Consider the following 12,967-nt stretch of genomic DNA (forward strand, 5'->3'; position numbering starts at 1 on the left):
TGGTTGTTACCCTGATTGCGCCGATCGCGATGGACGACGGCCTGCGTTTCGCTATCCGTGAAGGTGGCCGTACCGTAGGTGCTGGTGTTGTAGCTAAAGTTATCGCTTAATCTTTGGCTTACATAAATAAAGCAAAGCCCCTATAATAGGGGCTTTCTTATGCAGGGGCGTAGTTCGAATTGGTAGAACAGCGGTCTCCAAAACCGATGGTTGCGGGTTCGAGTCCTGCCGCCCCTGCCATATACCTCGTCTCGTACGGGGCTTTTGTGTCTTTGGTTACGTCAGATACAGGTGGGTTGTATGAGTGTTAGTTCTGAGAGCCAGGGCGGAAGCAAGGATACCCTGCTTTGGGGCCTGGTTTTCATTATCCTGGCGGCTGCTGTAGTAGGTAATTACCTGCTCAACGATGTTGTCGCTGCCGTCCGCGCCCTGGGTGTGGTCGTTGTCGTCGCTGCTGCTGGTGCAGTAGCCCTGCAAACCACCAAGGGAAAGGCTACGCTGGCATTCGCCCGTGAGTCTCGCCTGGAAGTCCGCAAGGTCGTATGGCCAACCCGTCAGGAAGCCATTCAGACAACCCTGATTGTGCTGGCGGTGACCGCCGTGATGGGGCTGCTGCTGTTCGTTCTGGACGGCGCCTTGGTCTGGTTGGTCAACCTGATTACCGGTGTGTAAGGATAAGCCATGACTGAACAACGTGAACAGCGTATGAGATGGTATGTCGTGCAGGCGTTTTCCGGCTATGAAGGCCGTGTTGCCAAATCCCTGCGTGAACATATCAAGATGCATGGCATGGAAGACATGTTCGGTGAAGTACTGGTCCCGACCGAAGAAGTGGTCGAGATGCGTGCAGGCCAGAAGCGCAAGAGTGAGCGCAAGTTTTTCCCGGGTTATGTCCTGGTCCAGATGATCATGGATGAAACCACATGGCACCTGGTACGCAACGTACCGCGTGTAATGGGCTTCATCGGCGGTACTTCCGACCGCCCGGCACCGATCTCCGACAAAGAGGCCGATGCCATTCTGAACCGTCTGCAGGATGCCCACGACAAGCCGCGTCCGAAAACCCTGTTTGAACCGGGCGAAATGGTGCGGGTTGCCGATGGTCCGTTTGCCGACTTCAACGGTACCGTTGAAGAGGTGGATTATGAGAAGAGTCGCGTGAAGGTCTCTGTACTGATCTTCGGTCGTTCTACTCCGGTTGAGCTGGATTTTGGTCAGGTCGAAAAGGGCTGATTGATTTCTGTTCACTCAACAGTTGTCAGGGGCAGCGAATATCTCTATAATTCGCTGCCCCTTTATTAGTTGGGGAGCCGTTTGTAGGAGCATGTCTCCGAGGCGCTAGAACCCATTTTTGAGGTAATTTCCTAATGGCTAAGAAAGTCACAGCTTATATCAAGCTGCAGGTTGCTGCTGGTGCAGCCAACCCGTCTCCTCCCGTTGGTCCTGCACTGGGTCAACACGGTGTGAACATCATGGAATTCTGTAAGGCGTTCAACGCCCGTACAGAGAAGCTGGAAAAAGGTTCACCGACTCCGGTCGTGATCACCGTTTACAGCGACCGTTCCTTCACCTTCGAAACCAAGACTCCGCCTGCTTCCTTCCTGCTGAAGAAAGCTGCTGGCATCAAGTCTGGTTCTTCCAAGCCGAACAAAGACAAGGTTGGTAAGGTGACCGTTGCCCAGCTGCAAGAAATCGCCAAGACCAAAGAGCCGGATATGACCGGTGCCGATCTGGATGCAAAAGTACGTTGCATCGCCGGCTCCGCTCGTTCCATGGGTCTGGTAGTGGAGGAGTAAGACAATGGCTAAACTGTCCAAGCGTATGCGCGTTATTCGCGAAAAAGTTGACGGTACCAAAGAGTACTCCATCAACGAAGCCATTGCCCTGCTGAAAGAACTGGCTACCGCCAAGTTCGTTGAAAGCGTTGACGTTGCTGTCAACCTGGGTATCGACGCTCGTAAATCTGACCAGAACGTACGTGGTGCAACTGTACTGCCGCACGGTACCGGTCGTGACGTTCGCGTTGCCGTATTTACCCAAGGTGCCAACGCCGAAGCGGCTAAAGCTGCCGGTGCTGACCTGGTAGGTATGGATGACCTGGCCGATCTGGTTAAGAAAGGCGAGATGAACTTCGACGTAGTTATCGCATCCCCGGATGCCATGCGCGTTGTTGGTCAACTGGGTCAAATCCTGGGCCCGCGCGGTCTGATGCCGAACCCGAAAGTTGGTACTGTAACCCCGAACGTTGCCGAAGCCGTCAAGAACGCCAAGGCTGGTCAGGTTCGTTACCGTAACGACAAGAATGGTATCATCCATACCACTCTGGGTAAGGTTTCTTTCAACGAAGTTCAGCTGAAAGAAAACTTGGAAGCTCTGCTGGTTGCCCTGAAAAAAGGCAAGCCCTCTTCCGCCAAAGGTCAATTCATCAAGAAAGTCAGCATCTCCACCACCATGGGTGCCGGTGTTGCCGTAGACCAAGCTTCTCTGGAAGCTCAGGCCTAATTGATGGGTTTTACAAGGCGCAAAATTTAATCTATAATTTTGCGCCTTGATTGGTTGGGGGTTTCGACCTCCGTCCAAGACCGCAGGAGGCTGCAAAGCCTTAATGTTTCCTGCGTAGACGGTGCCGGAAACCCAGCGAGAAAGATTCTTTCTCTTCTGGAATCCTGCTACCGCATCGTTCCCCTCTGTTGTAAAGGTAGGGGGGATGTGTCAGTACTGGGTCATTTGACCCGGATTCAATCCAGGAGTTAAGCCAATGGCATTGGGACTCGAAGACAAAAAGGCAATTGTTGCTGAAGTCAACGAAGCTGCCAAAGGCGCTCTTTCTGCAGTTGTTGCCGATTCTCGCGGTGTAACTGTAGACAAGATGACCGTCCTGCGTAAAACCGCTCGTGAAGCCGGTGTGTACATGCGCGTTGTGCGTAACACCCTGCTGCGTCGCGCGGTAGAAGGTACCGAATACGAGTGCCTGAACGACGCATTTACCGGTCCTACCTTGATTGCTTTCTCTAACGAACACCCGGGCGCTGCTGCTCGTCTGTTCAAAGAGTTTGCCAAAGCGAACCAAAAGTTCGAAATCAAGGCTGGCGCTTTTAACGGTGAGTTTATCGCCGCAGCACAAATTGATCGTCTGGCCACGCTGCCGACTTACGAAGAAGCAATTGCGAAGTTGATGGCTACCATGAAGGAAGCCTCTGCTGGCAAGCTGGTTCGTACTATCGCTGCTGTTCGCGACCAGAAACAAGCTGCTGCTTGATTCTCGCCTATCTAGGCTGTTTGAGTTTATTCAACATCAGGAATTTTTGTCATGTCTATCACTAAAGACCAAATCATCGAAGCCGTTGCTTCCATGTCCGTAATGGAAGTTGTTGAGCTGATCGAAGCTATGGAAGAGAAGTTCGGTGTTTCTGCCGCTGCTGCCGTAATGGCTGGCCCGGCTGCTGCTGAAGCAGTAGAAGAGAAGACCGAGTTCGACGTAGTTCTGACTGCTGCCGGTGCTAACAAAGTTGCCGTTATCAAAGCCGTTCGTGGCGCTACCGGTCTGGGCCTGAAAGAAGCCAAAGATCTGGTAGAAGCTGCTCCGGCTAACCTGAAAGAAGCCGTCTCCAAAGACGAAGCTGAAGCTCTGAAGAAAGAGCTGGAAGCTGCCGGTGCTTCTGTTGAGATCAAATAATCTGCATTTATGTAGATTAGCCTGATAAAACAGGCTAGGGCTGGTGAATTTTTGTTCACCAGCCTTTTTGCGCTGTAGACTGAGAGCATTTCACACCGTTTACGACTCTCGGTGCACCAGCAATCCGGACTGTCTTCTTTCGTCCGGGCCAACACAAAACGGTGTTGAGACAGAGCTGTCCCGCGGGACAGAGTGGGTCACTTATCAGCGAGCTGAGGAACCCTATGGTTTACTCTTATACCGAAAAAAAACGCATTCGTAAGGACTTCGGTAAGCGAGACCAGGTACTGGACACGCCTTATCTGTTGTCCATTCAGCTGGACTCCTTCAAGCAGTTCATCGAGGCTGACCCGGAAGGTGAATATGGCCTAGAGGCCGCTTTCCGTAGCGTTTTCCCGATCACCAGTTACTCCGGTAGTGCTGAGCTTCAGTATGTCAGCTATCGCCTGGGTGAGCCGGTATTTGACGTAAAAGAATGCCAGATCCGTGGAGTGACCTACTCCGCGCCGCTGCGTGTCAAGCTTCGTATGGTTCTGTACGACCGTGAAGCAGCTGCCGGCACCGTCAAAGACATCAAGGAACAAGAAGTATACATGGGCGAAATTCCGCTCATGACCGAGAACGGCACCTTTGTTATCAATGGTACCGAGCGGGTTATCGTTTCCCAGCTGCACCGCAGCCCGGGCGTCTTCTTCGACCACGATAAAGGCAAAACACATTCATCCGGTAAGGTGCTGTATAACGCTCGCGTTATCCCCTACCGTGGCTCCTGGCTGGACTTCGAGTTCGATGCGAAAGACAACCTGTTTGTCCGTATCGACCGTCGTCGCAAACTGCCGGCATCCATCATTCTGCGCGCCCTGGACTTCACTTCCGAAGAGATCCTGGCCACCTTCTTCGAAACCATCGGTTTCGAGGTCAAAGATGGCAAGTTGATGATGGATCTGGTGCCGGAGCGCCTGCGTGGCGAAACTGCGACTTTCGACATCGTGGCCAATGGTGCCGTGGTTGTTGAAACCGGTCGTCGTGTGACTGCCCGCCACATCCGTCAGCTGGAAAAAGATGCCGTTACCCAGATTGAGGTACCGGTTGAGTACGTTGTTGGCAAAGTTGCTGCCAAGGACTACGCACATCCGCAAACTGGCGAACTGGTAGTGGCAGCCAACCAGGCTCTGAGTCTGGAAGCGATTGCCAACCTGTCCCAGGCCGGCTTCAAGCATTTCGAGGTTCTGTTCACCAACGAACTGGACCACGGTGCCTACATGTCCGAGACTCTGCGCGTCGATTCCAGCACCAACCGTCTGGAAGCGCTGGTAGAAATCTACCGCATGATGCGTCCGGGCGAGCCGCCGACACGTGAAGCAGCAGAGCAGCTGTTCGAAAACCTGTTCTTCTCTGCCGAACGTTACGACCTGTCTACCGTAGGTCGGATGAAGTTCAACCGCCGTCTGGGTCGTGAAGACGAGACTGGCGCTGGCGTACTGACCAAAGACGATATCGTCGATGTAATGAAGCGCCTGATCGACATCCGTAACGGTAACGACGAAGTGGACGATATCGACCACCTGGGTAACCGTCGTATCCGTTCTGTCGGTGAAATGGCTGAAAACCAGTTCCGCGTCGGTCTGGTGCGTGTCGAGCGTGCGGTCAAGGAGCGTCTCTCCCTGGGCGACCTGGACACCCTGATGCCGCAGGATCTGATCAACGCCAAGCCGATCTCCGCCGCAGTCAAAGAGTTCTTTGGTTCCAGCCAGCTGTCCCAGTTTATGGACCAGAACAACCCGCTGTCCGAAGTGACCCACAAGCGCCGTATCTCTGCGCTGGGCCCGGGCGGTTTGACTCGTGAGCGTGCCGGCTTTGAAGTCCGAGACGTACACCCGACCCACTACGGTCGTCTGTGCCCGATCGAGACTCCTGAAGGTCCGAACATCGGTCTGATCAACTCCCTGTCCGTGTACTCTCGTACCAACGAGTACGGTTTCCTCGAGACTCCGTACCGCAAGGTCATTGACGGTGTGATCACCGACGAAGTGGACTACCTGTCTGCTATTGAAGAAGGCAAGTACGTGATCGCACAGGCTAACGCCGCGACCACCGAAGATGGCCGTCTGAAAGATGAATTGATCCCGTGCCGTCACAAAGGTGAATCCACCTTTATGAACGCCGACCAGATCCAGTATATGGACGTGAGCCCGCAGCAGATCGTATCTGTGGCAGCGGCTCTGATCCCGTTCCTGGAACACGATGACGCGAACCGCGCATTGATGGGTTCAAACATGCAACGTCAGGCTGTACCGACCCTGCGTGCTGACAAGCCGCTGGTAGGTACCGGTATGGAACGCGCTGTGGCCGTTGACTCCGGTGTAACCGTAGTTGCCAAGCGTGGCGGCATGATCGACTACGTCGATGCCTCCCGTATCGTTATCAAGGTAAATGAAGATGAGCTGATGCCAGGCGAAGCCGGTATCGACATCTACAACCTGACCAAATACACCCGTTCCAACCAGAACACCTGTATCAACCAGCGTCCTTGCGTGATGTTGGGTGAGCCGGTCATGGCTGGCGACGTACTGGCTGACGGCCCGTCCACCGATCTGGGTGAACTGGCTCTGGGTCAGAACATGCGCGTCGCGTTCATGCCGTGGAACGGTTACAACTTCGAAGACTCGATCCTGGTTAATGAGCGTGTTGTTCAGGAAGATCGCCTGACCACCATCCATATCCAGGAACTGGCCTGTATCTCCCGTGACACCAAGCTGGGTCCGGAAGAGATCACTGCTGACATCCCGAACGTGGGTGAAGCCGCTCTGTCCAAGCTGGACGAGTCCGGTATCGTCTACGTGGGTGCCGAAGTGAAGGGCGGCGACATTCTGGTTGGTAAGGTAACGCCGAAAGGTGAAACCCAGCTGACTCCGGAAGAGAAGCTGCTGCGCGCCATCTTCGGTGAGAAGGCGTCCGACGTGAAGGACTCCTCCCTGCGTGTACCGAACGGTGTGTACGGTACCGTGGTTGACGTGCAAGTCTTTACCCGCGATGGCGTGGAAAAAGACAAGCGCGCCAAAGAAATCGAAGAGATGCAGCTGAAGGAAGCGAAGAAGGACTTGACCGAAGAGTTCAAGATCCTGGAAGACGGCATTTTCGGCCGCTCCCGCAACCTGCTGCTGGCCGCCGGTTACAGCGAAGATCGTCTGAACAAGCTGGAGCGTTCCAAGTGGTTTGAACTGGCCATCGAAGATGAAGCCAAGCAGACCGAACTGGAGCAGATCGCTGAACAGCACGTTGAGCTGAAAGCCGAGTTCGACAAGAAGTTCGAGAACAAGCGTCGCAAGATTATCCAGGGTGATGATCTGGCGCCGGGCGTACTGAAAATCGTCAAGGTTTATCTGGCAGTCAAGCGTCGCATCCAGCCGGGTGACAAGATGGCGGGCCGTCACGGTAACAAGGGTGTTATCTCCAAGATCTGTCCGGTCGAGGATATGCCTCATGACGAGTTCGGCCGTCCGGTCGACATCGTACTGAACCCGTTGGGCGTACCGTCTCGTATGAACATCGGTCAGATCCTCGAAGTGCACCTGGGCCTCGCGGCCAAGGGTATCGGCGAGAAGATCGATCGCATGGTCAAAGAGCAGCGCGAGCTGCACGAGATGCGCAACTTCCTGCAGCAGGTCTACGACCTGGGCGAGAAGGACACCCAGCAAGTGAATATCGCCGAACTGTCTGACGACGACGTACGTACCCTGGTGGGTAACCTGCGTAAAGGTCTGCCGGTTGCAACTCCGGTCTTTGATGGTGCCAAAGAGCGCGAAATCAAAGCCCTGCTGAAGCTGGCCGATCTGCCGGAGTCCGGTCAGATTGATCTGTTCGACGGCCGTACCGGTAACCGCTTCGAGCGTAAAGTAACCGTTGGTTACATGTACATGCTCAAGCTGAACCACTTGGTCGACGACAAGATGCACGCGCGTTCTACCGGTTCTTACAGCCTGGTTACCCAGCAGCCGCTGGGTGGTAAGGCTCAGTTCGGTGGTCAGCGTTTCGGTGAGATGGAAGTGTGGGCCCTGGAGGCTTACGGTGCGGCATATACCCTGCAGGAGATGCTGACCGTCAAGTCTGACGATGTGAATGGCCGTACCAAGATGTACAAGAACATCGTGGATGGCGACCACCGTATGGAGCCGGGCATGCCCGAATCCTTCAACGTATTGCTGAAGGAAATCCGCTCTCTGGGTATCAACATCGAGCTGGACGAAGAGTAAGAGCTCGCTCTTATTGTTCGAGAATTGACGTGGGCGCCCCGAGAGGGGCGCCGAGGTTAGACTCCTGACAGGGGAAACACGTGAAAGACTTACTCAAGTTTTTGAAGGCTCAGACCAAGACCGAAGAGTTTGACAGTATCAAGATCGGTCTGGCCTCTCCTGACATGATCCGCTCCTGGTCATTCGGTGAGGTCAAAAAGCCTGAGACCATCAACTACCGGACTTTCAAGCCGGAGCGTGATGGTCTGTTCTGCGCCCGTATCTTCGGACCGGTGAAGGACTACGAGTGTCTGTGCGGCAAGTACAAGCGCCTGAAACACCGTGGTGTGATCTGTGAGAAGTGCGGCGTTGAAGTGACCCAGACCAAGGTCCGTCGTGAGCGTATGGGCCACATCGAGCTGGCCAGCCCGACTGCCCACATCTGGTTCCTGAAGTCCCTGCCGTCCCGTATCGGTCTGCTGCTGGACATGACCCTGCGCGACATCGAACGCGTGCTCTACTTCGAATCTTTCGTAGTTATCGAGCCGGGCATGACCAACCTCGAACGCAGCCAGATGCTCTCTGAAGAGCAGTACCTGGATGCGCTGGAAGAGTGGGGCGACGAATTTGACGCCAAGATGGGTGCCGAAGCAATCCTGGCATTGCTGCGCGCCATCGATCTGGAAGGTGAAGTCAAAGCGATGCGTGAGGAGCTGGATCAGACCAACTCCGAGACCAAGCGCAAGAAGACCACCAAGCGTCTGAAGCTGATGGAAGCTTTCCTGCAGTCCGGCAACAAGCCGGAGTGGATGATCATGACAGTGCTGCCTGTGCTGCCGCCGGACCTGCGTCCGCTGGTACCGCTGGACGGCGGTCGTTTCGCGACTTCCGATCTGAACGATCTGTACCGTCGCGTGATCAACCGTAACAACCGCTTGAAGCGTCTGCTGGATCTGGCTGCTCCGGACATCATCGTGCGCAACGAAAAGCGCATGCTGCAAGAGTCCGTCGATGCGCTGCTGGATAACGGCCGTCGCGGTCGTGCCATCACAGGTTCCAACAAGCGCCCGCTGAAATCCCTGGCCGACATGATCAAGGGTAAGCAGGGTCGTTTCCGTCAGAACCTGCTCGGTAAGCGTGTCGACTACTCCGGTCGTTCCGTTATCACCGTAGGCCCGACTCTGCGTCTGCATCAGTGCGGTCTGCCGAAGAAGATGGCTCTGGAACTGTTCAAGCCGTTCATCTATGGCAAGCTGGAAACCCGCGGTCTGGCGACCACTATCAAGGCCGCCAAGAAGATGGTGGAGCGTGAAGAAGCTGTCGTTTGGGATATCCTGGACGAAGTGATCCGCGAACACCCGGTTCTGCTGAACCGTGCACCGACTCTGCACCGTCTGGGTATCCAGGCATTCGAACCGACTCTGGTCGAAGGCAAGGCAATCCAGCTGCACCCGCTCGTTTGTGCTGCGTATAACGCGGACTTCGACGGTGACCAGATGGCTGTTCACGTACCGCTGACCCTGGAAGCCCAGCTGGAAGCGCGTGCGCTGATGATGTCTACCAACAACATCCTGTCGCCTGCATCCGGTGAGCCGATCATCGTTCCTTCTCAGGACGTGGTCTTGGGTCTGTACTACATGACCCGCGCCCGTATCAATGCGAAGGGGGAAGGTATGGTGCTGTCCGGCCCGAAAGAGGCCGAGAAAGTGTACCGTGCCGGTCTGGCCGACCTGCATGCTCGCGTCAAGTGCCGCATCACCGAGTACGTGAAGAACGAAGCCGGTGAACTGGTTGCCAAGACCGAGATGAAGAACACCACCGTTGGTCGTGCGATCCTGAGCCTGATCCTGCCGAAAGGCATGGAATACGCCCTGATCGACGAGCCGAAGGTGCTGACTGCTGCCGAGCAGGCCGATCTGGACGCCAATCCGCAGAACTGGATCAAGTCCGTATCCAACAAGGCGCTGGGCAAAAAGCTTATCTCCCGTCTGCTGAACACCTGCTATCGCAAGCAGGGGCTGAAGGACACCGTTATCTTCGCTGACCAGCTGATGTATACCGGTTTCCACTACGCGGCGCTGTCCGGTGCTTCCGTTGGTATCGATGACATGGTCATCCCGGATGCCAAGAAAGACATCATCGCTTCTGCCGAAGCCGAAGTTGCCGAGATCCAGGACCAGTTCCTGTCCGGTCTGGTAACTGCGGGCGAGCGTTACAACAAGGTTATCGATATCTGGGCCAGCGCCAACGAGCGCGTCTCCAAGGCCATGATGGAGAACTTGTCCAAAGAGCGTAACGTCAACTCGCTGGGTGATGAAGAAGAGCAGGCATCGTTCAACAGCATCTTTATGATGGCTGACTCTGGTGCGCGGGGTTCCGCAGCCCAGATCCGTCAGCTGGCCGGTATGCGTGGCCTGATGGCCAAGCCGGATGGCTCCATCATCGAGACCCCGATCATCGCGAACTTCCGCGAAGGTCTGAACGTACTGCAGTACTTTATCTCTACCCACGGTGCTCGTAAGGGTCTGGCGGATACTGCACTGAAGACTGCGAACTCCGGTTACCTGACTCGTCGTCTGGTAGACGTGGCGCAGGACATGGTGATCACCGAGGACGATTGCGGCACTACCGAAGGTCTGTGGATGACTCCGCTGATCGAAGGTGGCGACGTGGTCGAGCCGCTGCGTGAGCGCGTGCTGGGTCGTGTGGTGGCAGAAGATGTCATCAAGCCGGGTACCGAGGACGAGATCCTGGTTGCTCGCAACACCCTGCTCGACGAGCAGCTGTGTGACCTGCTGGAACGCAACTCCGTTGACCGTGTGAAGGTACGTTCTGCCATCACCTGTGAAACTGACTTCGGTAACTGTGCTCACTGCTACGGCCGTGATCTGGCCCGTGGTCACCTGGTTAACAAGGGTGAGGCTGTCGGTGTTATCGCCGCCCAGTCCATCGGTGAACCGGGTACCCAGCTGACAATGCGTACGTTCCACATCGGTGGTGCCGCATCTCGTGCCGCAGCAGAGAGCAGCATCCAGGTGAAGAACACCGGTAGCATCAAGCTGCAGAACGCCAAGTTCGTTCACAACAGCGATGACAAACTGGTTATCACCTCCCGTTCTACCGAACTGACCATCATGGACGACATGGGCCGTACCAAGGAAAGCCACAAGCTGCCTTACGGTTCCGTGCTGGAAGTGAAGGACGGCCAGGCAGTGAACGCCGGCGAAACCGTTGCTAACTGGGATCCGCACACTCACCCGATCATCACCGAAGTGGCAGGTCGTCTGCACTTCGAACACATGATCGATGGCGTGACCATCACTCGTCAGACCGACGAGCTGACCGGTCTCTCCTCTATCGTCGTGCTGGACGTCAACGAGCGTCCGAGCGCCGGTAAAGAGATGCGTCCGACCGTTAAACTGGTCGACCTGAACGGCAACGATGTGATGATCCCGGGTACCGATGTAGCCGCCCAGTACTTCCTGCCGGGCAAGGCGATCGTGAACTTGGAAGATGGTGCCAACGTGGGCGTGGGTGACGCGGTAGCGCGTATCCCGCAAGAGTCCGGCGGTACCAAGGACATCACCGGTGGTCTGCCGCGCGTTGCGGATCTGTTCGAAGCACGTCAACCGAAAGAACCGGCTATTCTGGCCGAGATCTCCGGTACCATCTCCTTCGGGAAAGAGACCAAAGGCAAGCGCCGTCTGGTCATCACCCCGACCGATGGTGGCAACGTCTACGAGGAGATGATTCCGAAGTGGCGTAACCTGAACGTGTTCGAAGGTGAAAAAGTTGAGAAGGGTGAAGTGCTGGCGGACGGTCCTGAGTCTGCTCACGATATCCTGCGTCTGCGCGGTATCAGCCCGGTCGCCAACTACATCGCCAACGAAGTGCAGGACGTTTACCGTCTGCAAGGCGTTAAGATCAACGACAAGCACATCGAAGTCATCGTTCGTCAGATGCTGCGCAAGTGCGAGATCCTGACTGCTGGCGACACCGACCTGATCGAAGGCGAACAGGTTGAAGTGGCTCGCGTGAAGATTGCCAACCGTAAGCTGGTTGCCGAGGGCAAGACCCCTGCGACCTACCGTCATGTTCTGATGGGTATTACCAAGGCATCTCTGAGCACCGAGTCCTTCATCTCCGCGGCTTCCTTCCAGGAAACCACGCGCGTTCTGACTGAAGCCGCCGTTGGTGGCAAGCGTGACGAACTGCGTGGCCTGAAAGAGAACGTCATCGTGGGTCGTCTGATCCCGGCTGGTACCGGCTTTGCCTACCACCACAGCCGGATCAACCAGCGTGCTGCTGCAGCTCGTGCTGTTGGCACCCCGCAGGTGACCGCAGATGAAGCTGAGCAGAACCTGGCGGATCTGCTGAACGCTGCCGGTAGCTTCGACGAAGAGTAACTCGTCAACAGTGATTAAAAAGGGCTCCTTCAAGGAGCCCTTTTTGTTGGCCATTTGATCGGCAAAGGCTGACGCCACGCGGGTTTCAGGATGATCCAGAGCAAAGTTGTAGAGTAAAAAATCAAAAAAAGTTGACTTTGCTCTCCTGCGATTTGACACTCGGCAAAGTTGAATGGTTATTACAGGGGTAGAACATGACTGTCGGTATCGAGGAAGCCATGCTTCCCGAAGAACAGCTGATCAGCCGCACTTTTACAGATGAAGACAGGGAATTGTTGCGCTCATACGATGGGCTCATCGACGGCTTGGCCGAATTGTTCGGCAAGCATTGTGAAGTGGTGCTCCACTCCCTGGAAAATCTGCACGAGTCGGTGATCAAGATCGCCAACGGCTTTAACACCGGACGCACCCTCGGGGCGCCCATCACCGATCTGGCACTGCGGATGCTCAAGGACATCGAGAGCACCGGCCAGGATTACACCCAGAGCTATTTTGCTCGCAGCCGCACCGGCGCCCTGATGAAGTCGAGCACCATCGCCATCAGGAACAGTGAACGCCAGGTGATCGGTCTTATCTGCATCAACCTGCATATCAATGCACCTTTCCACGAGTTCGTGGCCGAATTTTTCCCGACGCCCCAGCAGGCGGCACGC

At 55.5% G+C, this 12,967-nt stretch carries 10 protein-coding genes and 1 tRNA gene; all 11 read left to right on the plus strand.

Annotation, left to right across the window (positions count from 1 at the left end):
- Window positions 1-110 (plus strand): EF-Tu C-terminal domain-related protein (locus AACR93_RS01940; protein WP_156153010.1); only part of this gene is annotated, 110 nt, incomplete at its 5' end.
- Between the two features lie 53 nt (window positions 111-163).
- A tRNA-Trp gene (locus tag AACR93_RS01945) sits at window positions 164-240 on the plus strand.
- 60 nt (window positions 241-300) lie between these two features.
- Window positions 301-672 carry a preprotein translocase subunit SecE gene (secE, locus tag AACR93_RS01950; protein WP_033114962.1) on the plus strand — a complete coding sequence of 124 codons (372 nt, stop codon included), beginning with the start codon at window positions 301-303 and terminating at the stop codon, window positions 670-672.
- A 9-nt stretch (window positions 673-681) separates the two neighbouring features.
- Entirely contained in the window at window positions 682-1,233 is a 552-nt protein-coding gene (gene nusG, locus AACR93_RS01955; protein ID WP_005306318.1) for a transcription termination/antitermination protein NusG, read from the plus strand.
- 134 nt (window positions 1,234-1,367) lie between these two features.
- Window positions 1,368-1,796, plus strand: a complete 429-nt coding sequence (gene rplK, locus AACR93_RS01960) for a 50S ribosomal protein L11 (protein ID WP_033114963.1) — start codon at window positions 1,368-1,370, stop codon at window positions 1,794-1,796.
- Between the two features lie 4 nt (window positions 1,797-1,800).
- Window positions 1,801-2,502, plus strand: coding sequence for a 50S ribosomal protein L1 (gene rplA, locus AACR93_RS01965; protein WP_005339888.1), 702 nt, complete (start codon window positions 1,801-1,803; stop codon window positions 2,500-2,502).
- A gap of 256 nt (window positions 2,503-2,758) precedes the next feature.
- Window positions 2,759-3,259 (plus strand): 50S ribosomal protein L10, encoded by a 501-nt coding sequence (rplJ, locus tag AACR93_RS01970; RefSeq protein WP_005339895.1) that lies wholly within the window; start codon window positions 2,759-2,761, stop codon window positions 3,257-3,259.
- A gap of 51 nt (window positions 3,260-3,310) precedes the next feature.
- Window positions 3,311-3,676 (plus strand): 50S ribosomal protein L7/L12, encoded by a 366-nt coding sequence (rplL, locus tag AACR93_RS01975; RefSeq protein WP_011707702.1) that lies wholly within the window; start codon window positions 3,311-3,313, stop codon window positions 3,674-3,676.
- Window positions 3,677-3,900: 224 nt separating this feature from the next.
- Window positions 3,901-7,929, plus strand: coding sequence for a DNA-directed RNA polymerase subunit beta (gene rpoB, locus AACR93_RS01980; RefSeq protein ID WP_005341838.1), 4,029 nt, complete (start codon window positions 3,901-3,903; stop codon window positions 7,927-7,929).
- A gap of 80 nt (window positions 7,930-8,009) precedes the next feature.
- On the plus strand, window positions 8,010-12,314 hold the full coding sequence (rpoC, locus tag AACR93_RS01985; protein WP_041210877.1) for a DNA-directed RNA polymerase subunit beta': 4,305 nt from the start codon (window positions 8,010-8,012) through the stop codon (window positions 12,312-12,314).
- Between the two features lie 194 nt (window positions 12,315-12,508).
- The coding region (locus AACR93_RS01990; RefSeq protein WP_043852209.1) for a helix-turn-helix transcriptional regulator at window positions 12,509-12,967 on the plus strand (459 nt) is incomplete at its 3' end.

The organism is Aeromonas sp. L_1B5_3, from assembly GCF_963866575.1.
GTDB classification, from domain to species: domain Bacteria; phylum Pseudomonadota; class Gammaproteobacteria; order Enterobacterales; family Aeromonadaceae; genus Aeromonas; species Aeromonas jandaei.

Bases quoted from the DNA above. Each gene is read 5' to 3' on its own strand.
- secE (WP_033114962.1), top strand. From the start codon at position 301: ATGAGTGTTAGTTCTGAGAGCCAGGGCGGAAGCAAGGATACCCTGCTT.
- nusG (WP_005306318.1), top strand. From the start codon at position 682: ATGACTGAACAACGTGAACAGCGTATGAGATGGTATGTCGTGCAGGCG.
- rplK (WP_033114963.1), top strand. From the start codon at position 1,368: ATGGCTAAGAAAGTCACAGCTTATATCAAGCTGCAGGTTGCTGCTGGT.
- rplA (WP_005339888.1), top strand. From the start codon at position 1,801: ATGGCTAAACTGTCCAAGCGTATGCGCGTTATTCGCGAAAAAGTTGAC.
- rplJ (WP_005339895.1), top strand. From the start codon at position 2,759: ATGGCATTGGGACTCGAAGACAAAAAGGCAATTGTTGCTGAAGTCAAC.
- rplL (WP_011707702.1), top strand. From the start codon at position 3,311: ATGTCTATCACTAAAGACCAAATCATCGAAGCCGTTGCTTCCATGTCC.
- rpoB (WP_005341838.1), top strand. From the start codon at position 3,901: ATGGTTTACTCTTATACCGAAAAAAAACGCATTCGTAAGGACTTCGGT.